Origin of the sequence: Chitinophaga fulva (genome assembly GCF_012927205.1) — a bacterium.
GTDB classification, from domain to species: Bacteria; Bacteroidota; Bacteroidia; order Chitinophagales; family Chitinophagaceae; genus Chitinophaga; species Chitinophaga fulva.
In genome coordinates this window covers 1635623-1653179 of record NZ_JABBGC010000001.1, presented here as the reverse complement: position 1 = coordinate 1653179, position 17557 = coordinate 1635623, and the positions used below count along the sequence as shown (strand labels likewise).

Genomic DNA, 17557 nt, shown 5'->3' with positions numbered 1-17557 from the left:
ACTTTTGATTGTAACTGATTACCGTGTTATTTTCAATACCTGGTTGGTGATATGCAGTACACCGTTACCGGTGATGATATTCTGTTTCTGCAGTGTTGCGGGTGTCTGGTTACCCGGTCCCTGCAGGGTGATACTGTTATAGAGGCCAGGAGCTGTTGGGTCTGGCACCAGCTGGACCTTCACGTTGTTGTCATCCAGCATGGTCTGGGTGATCACGGAAGATTTGCCGGCGGTAAGGATATAATCGTAAACAAATCGACGGTCGGCCGCTACCTGATAACGCATCAGCGCGGCCAGCACCGCCGGATCTGCCGCCTCTATCTGCTCCAGTGTACTGTAGCCATAGGCTATCATGGCAGCATTGTCAGCCGCATATACGGTATAGGGACCTTTGCCTTTCAGCAAATCGAATAACCCGGAACGTTGCATGGCATGTGTAAAGAGGCTCAGGCTGGCGTTTGCGGAGAGGGCTTCTCCCAGCGTTTCATAAAGGAAAGGTTCCAGCACACGGTCAATTACCTGCAGGCTGCCATTGCTGGCTTTGATGCCTGTTGCCAATACGCGGCTGCCGTTCACTGTTAGTACAGTATCATTATCCTTCACCCAACGGGTCACATACAGCTTACCACCGTTATAGGTCCGTATTTCCTGGTTGAAAAGAAAGGGCATTTTATTCAGGTCATAGTTACCGATGAGTATGTGGTACCCCGTGATCTTTATCATCAGCGGAATGCTGGTGGTAGCCACATCGACGGGCGTTTTGTATCCCGCGTTGGTAAATGCACCATCAGACGGCGCCAGTACCGTGAGAGGCCCTGCGCTGGCCAGTACCGGCCGCATATCGCTGCGGTCTACTGCTGCCTTGAACTTACTCAGGTTAAAGTTGTCCATCACCACCTCCATGAGGCGGTCGTTATTTTGCGGGTTGGTATCATCTTTTTTACAGGCGCTGGTCATCAGCAAAGACAAAACCACTACCAATAACCGGCAGAAAAAATATTGTTTGGATAATATTGTAATGTTTGTAGTCATCATCATGAATCTTTAACGGATCAACTGTTAGTTCACCTTGAAATTATCCGGCAGGAGAAGCCGGTCCACGATATGCAGCGGGCCTTCGAAGGTGTTGATGTCTCTTGCGATGATAGTGGCCGGCGGCGTATTGGCGCTTTTCAGTTTTACCTTGATGGTATTGCCTTCCCTTATAAACTGCAGCGGCAGTTTATACCCGGCGGTAGTTGCTGTCGGCATGGTTATCCAGTAATCTCCGATCAGTTTATCATCCAGGTCATTGGAATAAAACACCGTGCGGGCGGAAGGAACATAACCGATATTGGTGGTGGGGGCATACGACCTACCCCAGTTGTGATAGTCGAGGATACTGTCCGTGGGAATTAAACCACTCATGGTATACGTCTCCCATACCAGCTCAGGGGTGAAACGGCTGTTAATTTCCATGACCTGCTCTATACGCTGAATGCCTGCCTGATGGAAAGCTTCATCGGTAGGGGCCAGATAGGAGTTAAAAATAACTGAATTGGAGCTGGGCTCTACACCCCAATACATGCTAGCGTAGCGCGTAAAAGACCCCCAGGTATATTCCATCCAGCTGGCATCATTCATATCGCTGATGGCCAGCAGCATGGTAAAGCGGCCATCTTCCTCCAGTATTTCCCGGATATGTTTTTCCGGTTTCCGCAACAACCTGTTCACCGGCCAGATGATACCATTCCTCGCTGCCACCGGCTTATAGTTTCCGCAAAGCTGCCCATTGATGATCAGCTGACTGTCTTTCGCCATCGCTATAAAGTGACGGTAGGTATATGCATAAAGGCGGGTCACCGCTGATCCGGCACCAGCGCGCAGCTCATTCAAATCGGGATTATCGAGCAACGTCATCCTGGGAGAACTCAGTTTCTGGGTCTGAATGGTCAACGGTTCCAGTTTTTCGTTGAGCATATGATATCTCATCAATTTATTCAGCTCATCCGGAGAACGTTTACCGATTTCAGTTTCATCCAGTCCGGCGGCCTTCATGGAGGCATCGTCTACCGCCAGCACAGTAACGGACGCCCGGGCGCCCAATGCCTCCAGGTCTTTATCCATATTACCACGCTGCCAGGCAGCATAAAACAACTTGTAAGGAGACGATTTCAGGGCTATCTGGATATCGGCGCTGGCGCTGTCTTTATAGGGAACAGTCTCGCCTTCCGGTTCCGGCATGAACATTTCCTTCCTGCAACCGGTTTGCGACAATCCCATGCTAAAGAACGCCCCGCAGAGTATAGTTGCCTGTATAGTGCTGTATATTTTATTTTTCATGATGATTATGTCGTTAACTGTTGACCTTATTTTCTGGCCTGTTCGGGTTTCAGCAGCAAGCCATCCAGTTGATGCACCACACCGTTGTCAGTATTATAATCCACGATACCTTTCCGTTCAACTGACACCGCATTCAGCGGTTGATGGTTTCTATCTTCCCGGATGGAACAGGCATACCTGATTTTGAGAACACCATTTTCGATAACGTCCCAGCTGCCGATCTCCAGCAGGTAGGTATCATCCTTAATATTAAGCCTCAGCGGGTCGCTGCCGCCAGTCATGGATTTAAAGGCACGGACATCAGAGAAGAAATAGTGCTGCTTCTGTACGATGTAGCTTCCAAACAGCCGTGCTATGATGTACTTGTCAGGGTTTAGTGCTGCGATGGCCTGCTCATCAAGGCCGTTGGCTTTGAGCACGGCATTGCTGGGCGCCAGTATGGTCCATGGACCCCCGCTTTTTAGCTGGTCCCAGAAGCCGAAGCGTTTCAGGGCGCCCACAAACAGGCTGAATTCCTCATGTTGTGAAAGCAGGTCCTGCACGGTCCCGGGCTGATCTTTTATCACCTGCTGGAGCACCTGCAATACACCATTAGTGACAACCACGTCTTTCACGTCTACGAGGCAACCATGGAAATAGATGCTATTACGGTTCTCCGGTGTGCTGTAAGGGTTGGTGGCCATTGTTACCAGCAACTCCCGTGTGCCGATGGTTTTAAATCGTACATCCAAAGTATTTGACGCCAGGTTGCTCTCCCGCACCGTTTGGGGCAGCACATGCAGTTGTATCAGCTCTTTTACTTTTTCCACCGGCATTTTGGCCAGATCAGCTGCGCTCAGGATACCCATCTCATTAAATGCCTTATTGTTGGGCGCCAATATGGTAAATGGCCCCGGGCCATTCAGCTCGGCCGTCATGCCCGCCCTTTCAATGGCTGCGGAGAAAAGGCTGAGGTCATAGTTGTTCCGGATGAAATCTGCAGCAGGACGATAGTTCTTCATCTCCTGCTCAAAATCCAGTTCATCATGTTTACAGGAAGTAAACATCATCCCGAATGCCGCTATGAATATGATAATGTAATGCTTCATAATTGATGATTTAAGAGTCACCGCTTAGTAGATCGGCGTCGGATATTTGCGTTGTACAGTAGTTAAATAAGCGGTGCCATTCACTATTTCGATGGTATTCACGGTAGCAAACGATTGTGGGTTGTTTGTTCCGGAGTGAATATTGACAATCATATTGGGCCGGCTGCAGATATAGCGCTCGAAGCTCGCATGGGTACCATTTCCATAGCAGGAAATCACCGCGTAATTGCCATTCACCACTTCACCATCATTGTCATTGTAAGGATTATTGAATGGGTCCAGTCCCGGCGCCAGCAGGCTGAATCGCTGCCAGGCCGTGGTGCGGATGCCATCGGCGGCATTGTCTGCAAACAATGGGAAGCTGAAATAGCTACTCACTGCATTGGACGTATTATTGCGTTTCAGTGTTGTCAGGAACCTGAAGTTATATCCTGGTACCGGCTTCGTTAACGCATCAGCTGTATAGAGGCTCATCCAGATATTCGCTTCATCTTTTATCCCATACTGAAGCATGCCTGCATCTGGATTCCTTGGCTTCTTCGTTTTGTCTGTCGCGTCATACCCTTCTGCGCTCATGTTATAGAAATTGACATATACGAGAGAGTCAGACAGTGACAGCTTGTGAAAAATTTCGCGACGTAACAGCATGCCGTTTTCTTTGGTCTTGAAATTTTTCTGCAGGATATGCGGCGTATATACCTCGCGACTGTCCAGCTGAAGGACCGTATCCAGCAGCACCTTCTTTTTCAGCCGGTCTTCCAGGTTAAAGAAGGGTATAGCGCTCACGGGGCGGTACATGAACATCACCCGGTGTTGGCCGGAAGGTATCTGCGCCCAGCTGGAGAGGTCAAAACCATTGAGTACCGGCCCTACCAACACGTCCTCTTTACCGGGATACTCGGGATTGCGGAAGGAGTTACTGGTACCCACATGAGAAGGGTATGGCGGTGCATAGGAATTACGCTGGTCCAGGAAATCGCCGGTAATAGCTGCACTGGTGGGCATACCGGCAGCATCTGTCACCGGATCGATCAGCATCGTCAGAAACGGCTGTTCTTCATCTTTATTTTCTAGCGCTACGGTGTAGTTCAGGTTATTGAACACACGCAGGTAGGCCGGATCATCGATCTTCTTGTGTTCTATCTTGGCGCAGCTGCATAGCACAGACACCAGACCTGCTATGATTATTGAAAATTTTTGCTTCATACGTTTAACAGTTTAGGGCTACCGGTTATGTTTAACAATGATCATCTTCGCTTTGGACGCCTCAGGCGCACCGGTACCATTTCTTCCTATCAGCGCAATGGTATAAAAACCGGGCTCCTGGTCAGGTATACCACCACGGACATACAATTCTTTCCGCGCTATCAGATCGGTACTTTTCACCACTGGCACCTGTGTGAGCCATGTACCGGGAAACACGCCGGGGTTTGACTGGAATGCCATGATCTGATAAGGGTTGTCTGCCATGAATGCAACAGTATTAGCGCCGTCCTCAGGGATAACGCCCGGCTGCAATCCGCGGGTAACGCCATACCTGCCGAACTCCTGGCCGTTAGGGGCGGTGAAATTCACATTAGGTAAGTCCGGGCAGAAGTTATAGAAGCGGAAATGAAAAGGAAATTTGTACTGAAGACGGGAGAAAGATCCATCCTGTCCATCACCACGGGGCAGGAATACGCCTGCGCTAAGGTTATTAGCAGCGACGGTTATCTGTGGCGTGCCTTTGGCATCAGCATATACCCAGGCGGTGTAATTGCCTCCCGGGCTCACCATTTTATTAACAGTAGCCAGTACTTTACCGGATGCATCTGTTGCTTCGAGGGTAGCCATCGCGGACACTACATTCGTATATTCGCTGGCGTTACCATAAGCGATATTGCTGCTCACCTGTCCGCCATTTACTTTCAGGCCCAGGCCAGCCGCGCCGGGCAAGGCGTTCACTACCTGTACACGCCCGTAAGTTATATTCGCCGGATCAGCAATATCTGCTATGATCTGAAAGGTATTCTGGGTAAAAACAGATTCATCGTTGCTACCCGGCACATCATAAGGCAGTATCTGCGGTGAAATAACGATCGTATATATGCCGCCTGGCTGATAAGTCCGTATAGGCGCAAAAGTTAGCCCGGTAGATACCGGACGGAGGGTGCCCCTGGTAATGGTAGAAGTGGCGCGATCAACCATCGCTGCACCTTCCTCCCTGGGACCTCCGGACGCAGTTACCTGTGTGCCGGCGGCAGTCAGTACTTTGAACTGGTAGGTACCATATGGCACTTCCACATATTCAGACCAACTGCCGGGAACTACATTGGAAGTAGCAGCGTTAATCAGCGTACCATCTGCAAATGCCAGCGACAATGGCCCGTTGATCAGGTCTTGGTTACTTTCAGGGCGCTTGATACCCGAGGCCAGGTTCACGATCCGGATCTTGAAATGGTCCGGGCGGGAAGGCGCCTCCACGGAACGTGGAATTTTGTTGACCTGCGGTATATTACCGGTAAGCAGGAAAGGGCCACGGATGATATAATAATCAGCAGGGCTGTAATCATCCTTTACATCCACTTCTACCGGAATATCATTATCTACCAGCTCCTTTGATTCTATTCTCAGATGTGCGGCGCCGTTGTTTTGAAAAAACTCACGCGGAACCGTCCACGTAGTACCAAGACGGCCTTTGTCAGGAAAAAATTTAGTCGTCGGATACTCGTATTTGCCTGAGTTGTATGGCAGTAACACGAAATTGGTCAGTGTATCATTATTGGCAATTACCTGGCTGTAAGGCCCCAGGTTCACGATCCGGACGCCGGAATTCCCCCGGGCATCCTGAATGATCCTGTTGTCATACAGGTGGTCCATTTTATCTTTGTTGCAGGACGCCATCAAACCGGCTCCTGCCAGCAACACACCTGCTATAATGGAAATATGTTTCATTGTCTTTTTTTTTATTCCGGATAACCGTTACCGTTAGAACAGATTATAAGTAAAGCCCAGCATAATTTCACTGCCGCGCTTAAAGCTGCGGTTGGTGTATTTATTGCCATACCACAGACCGCCGGTGCCCGGCGCTGCATATACGGTTTCTATCGCCGGGTTCAGGATGTTCTTCGCATATCCTTTAAACAGCAGCCGTTTGGTAACGCGCTGTGTGAAGATGAAGTCCAGCACAGGTACAGGACGGGTGTAGAGGTCCGGTTCACCGGTCAGGTTGATTTGCACCAGGCGCTCACCTACCATGTTGAAGGTGGCGGTCAGGTCGGTACCGGATTTGCCGTTCTTATAATTCAGCCAGGCATTCACAGAGTAGGGCGCCTGCTCAAACAGCGGGCTGTATTCCGGCGTATGACGATCGAGGGATTTGTTGGCCTTATACCGTTCAGTTGATTTTTTTATGAGGCTCTGTGCCAGCAACAGGTTGGAACCGATGTTGAAATTCTTCAGCGGCGCATACAGCCGTCCCAGGTCTTTCACCACCTCCAGCTCTACGCCCCATACTTTACCTTCATTAGGGTCGTTCTGGAACTGAATGGTGGGATATTCCGGATACTTGGCAGCAAGACCTTCTGTTTTCAGGCTGAATACTTTCACCAGCTGGTTCTGTATTCTCTTACCGAACAACGACACTGACAGCACTTCTCCCGGATTAGGGAACCATTCCCATCTGAAATCGAGGTTTTCGGTATGTTGGTTCACCAGGTTGGGGTTACCTACCACCAGGCCCATCTGGAAGGCATCAAACTCAAACACGTTGGTGATTTCACGCAGCTCCGGCCTTGCCAGTGTAGTGTTATAGCCTACGCGGAAATTCATGCTTTCCAGCGGCGTATAAGTAAGGTTGAAAGAGTAAAAAGGTTTATAACCTGTCTGATAACGGGTGTTGGGATTAATCAGTACCACCGGTATTTTCTTCCCGTCACCATCTGCGGCTGTCAGCGCCGGATCGAGGTATACATCGGAAGTATCCACGGCAGACTGAATATTGGTTTTCTCAAAACGCACCCCGCCGGTAAGACGCAGATCACCCGGTAAACGCAGGTCCATCATACCATAAAAGGCATTGGTTTCAAAGAAACCGGTGTAGTTGTTGGGAGATTTCTGGCTATTATACAGGAAGCCGCCTATGGGATTGGCACCTTCACCGGTATTGCCTCCCGGGACTTTGATCCCGATCATTTCCGGGCCTACGAGGCGGTTCAGGTTACCCTCCACTGCGTACAGCGGATAGGCGCCAAAGGTAGAGAAGTTAGAGCCGGGCAGGAACAACATGTTCTCCCGGAAACTACGGTCACGATTCAGGTAGTTTACACCGGTTTTAAACTCCTGCTTCCTGCCAAACAATGGGAAAGGCAGCGTTACATCGGCTTTATAGTTGTAGTTCGTTTCTTTCAGCCTGCGCCAGCGGCGGCCATTAGGTTCTGCCTGTATAATACCATAGGTACCATATCCATTCACATAACCGGAGTTGAGTGCATACAGATGATCTGTATATACTAAACTGCCCTCGCCGGGAAACACGCCTACACCGGGTTTAAAGTAGTATCCTCCTTTGCGCGGAGTATAATCCGTCAGCGTAACAAAACGATAGTCCGGATCATTCTGTGAAGAGTTGGAAGTAGCCACATTATAGCTCAGGCGGGGGCTGTATTCCCCTTTCATGAACTTATGCTCTCCCTGCAGGTTGAAAGTATGCAGCGTGCGGTATGTCTGCTTCAATGAGTAGATAGTGCTGTTTACTTCCCCGGGCAAACCAGCATACTGGTATTGACCATACATGTTGATGGCCTGCGCCTCACTGCCCCAGCTTCCCAGGTACTGCATACTGATTTCATGACGGGGGTTGAACTTATATGTCAACCCCGTCAATGTTCCATAGTTGATTGTTTGTGTTCCTGTGTTCTCTTTATAGGTTTGATATTTACCCATGAACAGGTTGTTCGGGGTAATGTAGTTGGGTATGTTCCGCGGACTGTAGACATCTTTGTTACCGGTGATCACACCCTGGTAAACACTATACTGGGTAAGATCTCCACCATAGATATCGGTAGTACGGCTGTAGTAGTTGGCGCCGGCTATGACACCCAAGGTATGTTTTCCGAATAATTTGAAGCTGTTGCCATAGGTAGCGGAAAAGAGCTGGTTCAGCGGCGCTTTGCGGTAATTGGTGGTAAGCACCGGATCGAAGCTGTGCATCAGTTTATTGATGCGGGTGGCTTCCTGCTGCAAGGCCGGACTGTTGGGGCTGTTGGCGATCAGTTTTTGTATCTGGGATAATCCGCCGGGATATTGTTTAGACAGGTCCAGGAACTCGGAAGTCAGGTCTTTTTTATTGACTTTGGTACCGAAGAATCCCATGTCACTGTTATAGAAACTGTTCACTTTGCCATTGGGGCCGATGTTGGAATTGAAACCGGTTTGTGCGATGACGGTGAATATCGCGCTGTCTGGAACGGATTTCGTTTTCAGTTCCACGATACCGGCGGCCGCATCAGCGGGCTTGTCTGGGGTAACTGTTTTGAAGATGGTGATATTATCGAGGAGGGAAGCCGGTACGAGGTCCAGCGGAATGGCACTTCTGTCGGGATCGGAAGAGGCCAGGCGTACGCCGTTCAGCTGCCCGATTACGCTACGGTCACCAAGGCCACGGATCGCTACATATTTATCATCGGTAATGGTTACACCGGATACTTTCTGCAACGCCTGCGTGGTGGTGATACTGCCGGTACGTTCTATCTGTGCGGCAGATATCGCATCCTGTACGATAGCGGCATTTTTACGGTCCTGTAATACCGCGATATCTGTATTGAGCTTGCGGCGTGCGTTGACGGTCACCTCACTGAGCTGTTTACTGGAAACGGTCAGTGCGATGATCATGGTACCACCGGCTACGTTGGCCCTCACTTCCCTTGATTCGTAACCGATATAGCTGACAACCAGCGTCACACCGCTTTGCGCTACCGTAATATTGAACATACCGTTCATATCAGTGGAAGCACCGGTAGCAGTGCCTTTCACGCGTACAGAAACACCCGGGATGGCTTCTTTGGTTTTACTGTCAATGACCTTACCGCTGATCTTCACGGGCACCGGTTGTTGGGCGATCACCACGTAACCTTCCACCAACTTGTATTCCAGGCCGGTATTTTCCAGCATGCCGTGTAAAGCGTCCTGGATACGGATATCAGTACTGCTGACAGTCACTTTTTTATGGGTTTTCTCCAGCAACTCTTCCGGTAACATAAATTTAACTTCGCTCTGCTTTTCGATGGCGAGCAAAGCCTCCTTCAGGGCTACCTTATTCAATTGCAGGTTTATTTTCCGGGTCAGATCCTGGCTATTTACATTTGCGGCCAAAAGCAACCCCGCTGCGGTGAGTTGCAATACCAGCACAATAAATGAACATCTCATCAGGAAATAAATTATAGGCCTTAATCCTTCCCTTTTTTCTAACAGTGCCCCGGGCTGTTTTTGCTCCGGGCGGGCCCGTTGGCAGGCGAAGGTGGGTTGCATGCTAAATCTTAAAGGATTTCTTTTTAATCCTTTTTCCATACTTTTGAATGTTACTGGTTAATCCCGGTTTTCCGGGAAATCTGGTATCTCCTTTCATGGTGCCTGTTCGTCGTCCAAAACTTATCAGGCATGATGAAATCATTTTAAGACGTTCCCGTGTATTTGTCAGATACCGGGAACGTTTTTTTTAGTTGTGTACTGTTAGTGCATATGTTTGTTTTGCGCGTTAATGAATAGTGACCTGCCGGTTGTTTATTTTGTAGGTAAATCTGCTGCCGGCACTCAATACACGGAGTGTTTCCTCCAATGGCCTGTTGGCTGACAGTGTAACAGTGATCCGCTTCTGTGCGGTAGTTGATTGTTTAAAACTGAAGCTCACATTATACCAGCGCTCCAGTACATCGGCCACTTCCCTTAAGGTGCTGTTGTTAAATGCCAGCCGGGCATTCTTCCAGCCGGCAATGTCCGCCACCGGCATCTCCGCAATGGCGGTGTGTTTGGCAATAGGGTCCCAGGTTACTTGTTGACCAGGTGTCAGCACCGCTACAGTTGGCGTGTACCCATTTCCGTTATTTTCGTGCTCTACCTGTACTTTACCGGTAGCCACTGCTACAGTAAGCGGCGTTCCTTTAAAGGCGTTGATCTTAAAAGAGGTACCCAATACCCGTGTTTGCACAGCACCGGTATGTACAATAAAAGGATGCGCCGGATCTTCACTGATCTCAAAGAAAGCTTCCCCCGTGAGCGTGATCTCCCTGGTAGGGCCATTAAATGCTTCCGGATACTCCAGTTTACTGTCTGCCCCCAGATGTATGACTGATCCGTCTGCCAGCGTGATCACGGCCCGCTGCCCTTTAGGATTTTGTTTTTCAAGGTTGGCCAGCGCCATAGCCGTGGCTTTGCTGTGTTTCCTGTATTGGTGTACGCCAATTGTTCCCAGTGCGGACACCAGAATGGTCCAAATAGCAGCACGGCGCAGGAAAGAGAGCCGCTTCACCGGCCTTTGCATGATAGGCTCCTGTTCCGGCTGTATGGCCGCCATACGTTGACGCAGCGTTGTTTTCCAGTCTTCCGCCTGTTGGTCATCCACCCTGATCTGTTCCATCAGCAGCATGTCTGCCGTTAACCGCTCCGTTAACACCTCATCCAGTAGCTGTTGTCCTTCCGGCTGCTGAATAAAAGCAGCTATCAGCAGTTTTTCTTCTGCGGTACAGCGATTATCCAGGTATTTGTTCATTAATGCTTTCGTAATCGTATTTGCCATGTTGATTGTTGTGAACGAAGGTCCGTTCACTTATATAGGGCAGAAAAAAAAGAGGAGGGGCTAATGGGGTTAGCACAGGTAACAATTACATAACATTAACCGGCTGATCAGGGCATCCACCAATAAAATATGACTACCATGGTAACATCCGTATAGTCTTTCAGGTGATGCCGGAAATGGCTCAGGGAAGCTTTAATATGATTCTTTACAGTAAACAGGGAGAGGTTCAGTTCTTTGGCAATTTCCGCATGGGAACGGTGTTCATGACGGCTCATTTTAAATACCCGCTGGCGTTGAGGACTTAGTTCATCCAATTTATCAAGATACACCTGCGTTAATTCGTGATAGCTCATATGATTATCTGCCGCCGGGGTCAACAGGGTTTCATCATCATATGCCTGCTCAATGGGCAGTATAGCCAATGACTTTTTTGTCATGGCTTTGATAACGGCATTTTTGATGGCACGGAATAAATAAGGCGCCAGTTGCACATCCGGGTCCAGCTGTTGTCTTTTCTCCCAAACCCACAACATCAGGTCCATCATCGTTTCTTCTGCAATGCCCTTGTCCTGTAAATAATTCAGGGCATAGTTATACAACCTCCTGGAATAACGGTCGAACAATACTTCGAACGCCTTCACATTATCGAGCCTGCATTGTTCCAACAGTGAATAATCTGATAAGTCGTGTAGAGCTTCGCTCATATATTCCTCTCAATTTTTCCAGTCGCAAACATAAGGGCAAAAAAACAGCAGCGATATTATCTAAACATTAACTTTTGTTTTTGTTTTATGACGACAGGAAAAACATCGCATCACTCTCCACGCAGACTGTTGACAGGGTTCACCAGCGCGGCCCTGATGCTTTGGATGCTGATAGTCAGTCCCGCTATCAACACGGCGATAAGACCAGACAATGCCAATACTATCCAGGAGATGGAAATCCTGTAGCTAAATGTTTCGAGCCATTGACTCATGGCATACCAGGCGATGGGAGAAGCGATGACGATAGCCAGCAAAATCAGTTTCAAAAAATCGCCGGACAATAATGCAACGATATTTGTCACGGAAGCGCCCAACACTTTTCTGACACCAATTTCTTTTGTCCGCTGCTCCGCTGTGAAAGCTGCCAGTCCGAACAAACCAAGGCAGGCTATGCATATGGAAAGACAGGTAAACAGTCCGATCAATTTTCCTACCACGGCCTCACTGTTGTATACTTTCTGAAAATCCTCATCGAGGAATGAATACGTAAACGGATAGCGCGGGTTCATTTTCCGGCAAAGTGCTTCCGCAGTGGCAAGCGCCTGCTTTGTTTGTCCGGCTTGCGCTTTAATGAGTATAAACCCATATGCCCAACGTTCATTTAACCGGACAATGAGCGGCCTGATAGGTACATGCAGGGAATTAAAATGGAAATCGTGAAGCACCCCCACAATTACACCAGGCCTCTTCCCGAAGGTAAGCGGCTGACCAACCGGATCTTCGTAGCCCATCCGTTTTGCAGCAGATTCATTTATCAGGTAATTCACAGAGTCTGATCCAAAGGCAGATGAAAAGTCCCGGCCACGGGCTAGCTGCAGTTTCATCGTTTTCACAAAATCATATCCTACACTGGTATTATTAAATTGTATGGCAATATCCGGGTTTTTACCGGCCCACTGCACGCCGTCAGTGGTATTACCGTTGGATAACGGATTAGTTTGCATGTGAGTTACGGCACTGATACTACCTCGTTCAAGCAGTTCCTGTTTAAATGCCTGATATTTTTCAGGGATCGCACCCTCTGCGGGTATCACGATCAGGTTCTCCCGATCAAATCCCAGGTTCTTTGTCTGCACGTACTGTAGTTGTTGATATACCACGATGGTACCTACGATCATCAGCATGGACAATACAAACTGGAAGACTACCAGTCCGCGCCTGATCAGATGAGCTTCCGGGCCCGTCTTCAGCACGCCTTTCAATACCCGCACCGGTTGCACAGACGACAGAAAAAAGGCAGGATAACTTCCTGACAACAACGCTGTAACAACCAACAACAACAAGAGCGCCATCCAGAAAAGCGGTTCACTTACCGGTAGCACCAGGTGTTTGCCTGTCAGGAGATTAAAAAGTGGCAGGCTTAACCAGACAGCCGCCACCGCTACCATAGCAGCCATACACGTCATCAGCAATGCTTCATACATGAATTGCCAGATCAGGGAAAGCCGGCGTGCCCCCACCACTTTCCTGATGCCCACTTCCTTTGCGCGTTTTACAGACCGCGCAGTAGCGAGGTTCATGAAATTAATGGCAGCTATCACCAATATAAAAACAGCAACGATGAGGAAGAGCCGCACATATTCAATGCGGCCACCATCGCGGCGCCCATTTGTAAAATTGGAATACAGCCAGGCATCCGCTTCCGGTTGCAGGAACAGCTCAATATTAAAGGAGGCATTAATGTCCTTGTTTCGGCCTTTCAGGAAAGTTTTCAGTTTGGCATTGACTACCTGTGGATCTACATTGGGTTTAAGGCGGATGCGGGTACCAGGCCCGGCGTTCTCCCACACATTCAGCCAGGGCTCTCTTTTCAAAAATACATTCCAGTTACGGAGGTAATCATACTTATCCAGTGAGTTGGCGGGCAGGTCTTCAAAGACGGCCGTTACCTTACAATCAGTCCCGTTATCCATCCGGATGATACTTCCCAATGCAGTTTGGGCATCTTTGAAAAATGTCTCTGCCACTTTACGGGAAACAGCGATATTATTCGGTTCATTGAGTGCCGATGCAGGTGAGCCTGCCAGCAAAGGAATACTGTACATATTAAACCAATCCGCTCCTGCAAAGCATCCTGACAGCCGGGACACTTTTTCGCCGACCGTCAATATGTGGTTTTCATGCTGTGATAGTCCCGCTGCGAATGCGATTTCCGGTATCTGCATTTTAAGCTCTTCCGCCAGGATCCCGGGCGTGTCTTCATCTGTGACCGTCCGCCCGTCAGCGATTTCATTTTCCATGATCCGGAACAACGATCCGAGGTTATCATAGTACCTCCCTGTGCGCCATTCATCTTGTATCCACAACAATAACAGCAGGCTCGACGCTATGCCCAACGCCAGCCCCAGGATATTAATAACAGAAAAGACCCTGTTACGGATAATATTTCGATAGGCGACTTTAATGTAATTGTGCGTCATAACAGAGAGGGTTTACTACTTTTCAGCGTTCAATACCCATGCCATCCCAAAGCAGCCTGTTATTACTACAACGAGCCGCTATGGCGGTTCTTCAACTGTTCGATTCCGGACAATAACAGTCCGCTTCTGAACAGATCAGTCATTGGTGCCAACAATGTTGTAGCAGGCAAGTATACAAAAAAGCCGCTTTTACAAAGCGGCTCTTCTACAATTATTTACTGATTAATTTCCCTTGGTCATCGTAGGTTTCTATCTTAGTCTGATTTTGTTTATCCACATAAATTTTGATCCTTACTTTTCCTTTTTGATCGCGGATAAACAGGCCCACTTCATTTTTCCAGGTACGGCCTACAAAGAGTCTTTCGGTTCCAAACTTCCCTTCTGATGCCAGCTGATTGGTAACTTCTTCATATCTCTTTTCATCTTTCAGCGCTTTCAGGGAATCTATTACGTGTGTCAAACGGGCGCTGGTAAAATCATCCGGACGGTCCCAGATCTTCAGGCCGTAGGAGCGGGCTTTATCACCTTCAAGGTCCTGCGCATATTGCAACTGCATGATCTGGTCGTTGCGGTATTGGTCTACAGAGTATACCATGCCGGCGCCATCTTTTTTGTCAGCATCATAGATAAGACCACCACATTCATCCCCTGCACTGTTAAAAAATATAAGTCCGGCTTGTCTCTTTCTGGGAGCCAATGGCTTACCTTCTACGAGACCGGGATGTTGTCTTTCACTATTAGCAATGACCATTTTCAGTGTACCATCTTTTTCAACAACATTGATTCTTTCAACGTCTATTTCCTGAAAACGTTGTTTACCGAAGTCTGTGCGGAAAGCCATAAAGAAGAAAGCTATCAGTACGGTGGTAAGAATAAGAGAGTAGACTTTTAAAAAACGGACTTCCCGTTGTAATTTTTCCATAAGCAATCGATTTTGAGTTGGATAGTGGTATTTATTGAACAATCATGATAAGCAGTATTTACAAAGAAATGGTTATCAGAAAGACACTACAGCATAACAACATCCTCTACTCGGGGGCATCGTGTAATATTCTTTTTTGTAAAACTAATGATAAAACAAATATCATTTCGTCAAGGGATTATTCACCCCTCTAATTTGTCACATCCGCCCCCGTTCCCGGTAAAAAAATGAGCGTAGGTTTGTTGAAAATAACACCTTGATGAGAAAACTGATCTTGCAGATGCAGCTGTCTATTGACGGCTTTGCAGCAGCGGCCAACGGAAGTGGCAGCTGGATGGTTTGGAGTTATGGAGATGACTGGACCTGGGACCCGGCCCTGCAGGCTGATCATACCGCGTTGATAGCTTCCGCTGATGAAATACTGTTAAGCAGAAAGATGGCTGAAGAGGGTTTCATCGGCCACTGGGAAAAAATGGCGGCCAACACCGCCAATCCACAATCCGTATTTGCCGGACATATCCGGGATGCCAGGAAGGTGGTGTTTACGCACACCTTGAAAGAATCTGGCTGGCCCAATACCATACTGGCCACAGGTGATCTTACCGAAGAAGTAAAAGCGCTAAAGAAACAGCCGGGGAAAAACATGATCGTATTTGGCGGCGTTTCTTTCGTATCTGCGCTGATCGCAGCAGGACTGATCGATGAGTACCATCTCATCATCAATCCCGCAGCTATCGGCAGGGGAATGCCTGTTTTTGACAAGGTACAGGGCATTCTGGGACTGTCGCTGGTCAACGCCACCGCATATCCCTCCGGCATGGTGGTGTTACAATACCGCTATGCAGGCTGATAACAGAGCAGCATCACGCCTTTATCCAGCTGACGGCTGCTGGTGAGCTGTAACCCGGCCTGCATGCCTTCTCCGAAGAAACGTTTGCCGCTGCCCATCATGACCGGATGCACGAGGAACTGGTATTCATCGATCAGTCCTGCTTTGGCCAGGGATTGGACCAGCGCCGCGCTGCCTTCTATCTGTATCTCTTTACCGGGTTGCTGTTTCAACCGGGTTATTTCCTGTTCAATATCATCCCGGATGATGGTAGAATGCTCCCAGGTGGCTTCTTTCAGGGTAGTGGACACCACATATTTCTGCACACTGTTTAGTTTGGCGGCTACACCCATCTCATTATTTTTTAAGGAAGACCAGTAAGGGGCCAGCATCTCATAAGTCTTGCGGCCGAAAAGAATAGCATCTGCCGACAGGATGCCTTCGCGGATAATGTCTTGCCGTTCCTGGCTGTCATAAGGGTTAAACCATTGTCCCATGCTTTCCGCATCAAAAATACCATCCAGTGTCATCCAGGTAGAAACGATTAGCTTTCTCATACGTTGTTTTTTTGATACAAAGTAACGACGGCAGTAGTCCCTGGTATAGAACAAACCCGACAATCTTCAGGCGGGAAAGTCGGTGGCCGCTTTTTGGTATTCCAGCGGCGTAAGGCCGGTAAAATCCCGGAACGCCCTTATCAGATGGCTCTGATCCGCATAACCCTGCTGGAAGGCCACGCCAGCCATGTCTGTAAAACCATTGCCGCTCAATTGCCGCAACGCCGCATCAAACTGGCAAATACGGCCAAATGTTTTAGGAGATACGCCCACATGCATATCAAACATACGCTGTAAAGTACGCTCCGTCACGTATAGCTCCTGCTGTACCTTCAGCATGGACAACGCTCCGCTATGCTGCTGTATCATCCTCGTGGCAAAAAGGACAGGCTGATTTACTTCCAGTTTACCAGGAGATATCAACCGCAGGAGGTAATCATTCATCAATGCCAGCCGCTGTTCCAGCGATGGCGCATTCAGCAGCTGTTCCAGCACACGCATGCCCCGCGCAGGTTCAGACAGACTGATGTCCACACTCAGATCTGTCAGCTCCCGTGCGCTCCAGCCAAACAAGGCTTTCAGCGTATGCGGATACAGAAAATACGCGATCAACATCGTTGCACCGGAAACAGGCAACAATATGGGACGCACATTTTGTCCGTATAGTACAAGATTATCCACATGAAGATGACTGGCTGTCAGCTGAAAAACAACACTGGGATACCCTTTAGCAATCAAAGGCAGGAAGGTGTCGAAAGACAGGCGCTCGCTTTCCAGCATCATGATATGGCTTATATAATTGGTCAATGCTGGAAGCGGTGTGATCAGTTGCGTTCTCATTTTACAGCATGTGTTCTGTAAGTTAAACTTTATCCGTCAGCCGT

General features: G+C 48.7%; 13 protein-coding genes. 1 reads left to right on the top strand and 12 read right to left on the bottom strand.

The window, feature by feature from the left end; all coding sequences use genetic code 11:
- Positions 1–18: 18 nt before the first annotated feature.
- The 10 genes from HHL17_RS06965 to HHL17_RS06920 all read right to left on the bottom strand — a co-directional run bounded on the left by HHL17_RS06965 (position 19) and on the right by HHL17_RS06920 (position 15287).
- The gene (locus HHL17_RS06965; protein ID WP_206155927.1) at positions 19–1038 is read right to left on the bottom strand and encodes a fasciclin domain-containing protein; all 1020 of its coding nucleotides are present in this window, start codon (positions 1036–1038) and stop codon (positions 19–21) included.
- Positions 1039–1059: 21 nt separating this feature from the next.
- Positions 1060–2322 carry a fasciclin domain-containing protein gene (locus HHL17_RS06960; protein ID WP_169224033.1) on the bottom strand — a complete coding sequence of 421 codons (1263 nt, stop codon included), beginning with the start codon at positions 2320–2322 and terminating at the stop codon, positions 1060–1062.
- A gap of 26 nt (positions 2323–2348) precedes the next feature.
- A complete protein-coding gene (locus HHL17_RS06955) occupies positions 2349–3410 on the bottom strand; it encodes a fasciclin domain-containing protein (RefSeq protein ID WP_169224032.1) in 1062 nt (353 codons plus the stop codon).
- A gap of 24 nt (positions 3411–3434) precedes the next feature.
- Complete coding sequence (locus tag HHL17_RS06950; RefSeq protein ID WP_169224031.1) at positions 3435–4616, bottom strand: hypothetical protein; 1182 nt, start codon at positions 4614–4616, stop codon at positions 3435–3437.
- 18 nt (positions 4617–4634) lie between these two features.
- Entirely contained in the window at positions 4635–6344 is a 1710-nt protein-coding gene (locus tag HHL17_RS06945) for a DUF4397 domain-containing protein (RefSeq protein WP_169224030.1), read from the bottom strand.
- Positions 6345–6377: 33 nt separating this feature from the next.
- Positions 6378–9815, bottom strand: coding sequence for a TonB-dependent receptor (locus HHL17_RS06940; RefSeq protein WP_169224029.1), 3438 nt, complete (start codon positions 9813–9815; stop codon positions 6378–6380).
- A 328-nt stretch (positions 9816–10143) separates the two neighbouring features.
- The gene (locus HHL17_RS06935; RefSeq protein WP_169224028.1) at positions 10144–11181 is read right to left on the bottom strand and encodes a FecR family protein; all 1038 of its coding nucleotides are present in this window, start codon (positions 11179–11181) and stop codon (positions 10144–10146) included.
- Positions 11182–11288: 107 nt separating this feature from the next.
- Entirely contained in the window at positions 11289–11885 is a 597-nt protein-coding gene (locus tag HHL17_RS06930; RefSeq protein WP_169224027.1) for an RNA polymerase sigma-70 factor, read from the bottom strand.
- A gap of 110 nt (positions 11886–11995) precedes the next feature.
- Entirely contained in the window at positions 11996–14365 is a 2370-nt protein-coding gene (locus HHL17_RS06925) for an ABC transporter permease (RefSeq protein WP_169224026.1), read from the bottom strand.
- 211 nt (positions 14366–14576) lie between these two features.
- A complete protein-coding gene (locus HHL17_RS06920) occupies positions 14577–15287 on the bottom strand; it encodes a hypothetical protein (protein WP_169224025.1) in 711 nt (236 codons plus the stop codon).
- A gap of 259 nt (positions 15288–15546) precedes the next feature.
- Here HHL17_RS06920 and HHL17_RS06915 point away from each other — a divergent pair, with 259 nt between their 5' ends.
- Positions 15547–16137, top strand: a complete 591-nt coding sequence (locus HHL17_RS06915) for a dihydrofolate reductase family protein (RefSeq protein WP_169224024.1) — start codon at positions 15547–15549, stop codon at positions 16135–16137.
- Here HHL17_RS06915 and HHL17_RS06910 read toward each other — a convergent pair.
- Both HHL17_RS06910 and HHL17_RS06905 read right to left on the bottom strand, forming a co-directional pair.
- The gene (locus HHL17_RS06910; protein WP_169224023.1) at positions 16125–16673 is read right to left on the bottom strand and encodes a dihydrofolate reductase family protein; all 549 of its coding nucleotides are present in this window, start codon (positions 16671–16673) and stop codon (positions 16125–16127) included. The two genes, HHL17_RS06915 and HHL17_RS06910, sit on opposite strands and share 13 nt — an antisense overlap.
- A 66-nt stretch (positions 16674–16739) precedes the next feature.
- Positions 16740–17513: an AraC family transcriptional regulator gene (locus HHL17_RS06905; protein WP_169224022.1), complete on the bottom strand. Its 774-nt coding sequence runs from the start codon at positions 17511–17513 to the stop codon at positions 16740–16742.
- Positions 17514–17557: the final 44 nt, after the last annotated feature.

What these genes read in the sequence shown, in the direction of transcription:
- HHL17_RS06925 (WP_169224026.1), bottom strand. Translation starts at nt 14,365, where the DNA reads ATGACGCACAATTACATTAAAGTCGCCTATCGAAATATTATCCGTAAC.
- HHL17_RS06915 (WP_169224024.1), top strand. Translation starts at nt 15,547, where the DNA reads ATGAGAAAACTGATCTTGCAGATGCAGCTGTCTATTGACGGCTTTGCA.
- HHL17_RS06945 (WP_169224030.1), bottom strand. Translation starts at nt 6,344, where the DNA reads ATGAAACATATTTCCATTATAGCAGGTGTGTTGCTGGCAGGAGCCGGT.
- HHL17_RS06905 (WP_169224022.1), bottom strand. Translation starts at nt 17,513, where the DNA reads ATGAGAACGCAACTGATCACACCGCTTCCAGCATTGACCAATTATATA.
- HHL17_RS06955 (WP_169224032.1), bottom strand. Translation starts at nt 3,410, where the DNA reads ATGAAGCATTACATTATCATATTCATAGCGGCATTCGGGATGATGTTT.
- HHL17_RS06935 (WP_169224028.1), bottom strand. Translation starts at nt 11,181, where the DNA reads ATGGCAAATACGATTACGAAAGCATTAATGAACAAATACCTGGATAAT.
- HHL17_RS06910 (WP_169224023.1), bottom strand. Translation starts at nt 16,673, where the DNA reads ATGAGAAAGCTAATCGTTTCTACCTGGATGACACTGGATGGTATTTTT.
- HHL17_RS06920 (WP_169224025.1), bottom strand. Translation starts at nt 15,287, where the DNA reads ATGGAAAAATTACAACGGGAAGTCCGTTTTTTAAAAGTCTACTCTCTT.
- HHL17_RS06950 (WP_169224031.1), bottom strand. Translation starts at nt 4,616, where the DNA reads ATGAAGCAAAAATTTTCAATAATCATAGCAGGTCTGGTGTCTGTGCTA.
- HHL17_RS06960 (WP_169224033.1), bottom strand. Translation starts at nt 2,322, where the DNA reads ATGAAAAATAAAATATACAGCACTATACAGGCAACTATACTCTGCGGG.
- HHL17_RS06965 (WP_206155927.1), bottom strand. Translation starts at nt 1,038, where the DNA reads ATGATGATGACTACAAACATTACAATATTATCCAAACAATATTTTTTC.
- HHL17_RS06940 (WP_169224029.1), bottom strand. Translation starts at nt 9,815, where the DNA reads ATGAGATGTTCATTTATTGTGCTGGTATTGCAACTCACCGCAGCGGGG.
- HHL17_RS06930 (WP_169224027.1), bottom strand. Translation starts at nt 11,885, where the DNA reads ATGAGCGAAGCTCTACACGACTTATCAGATTATTCACTGTTGGAACAA.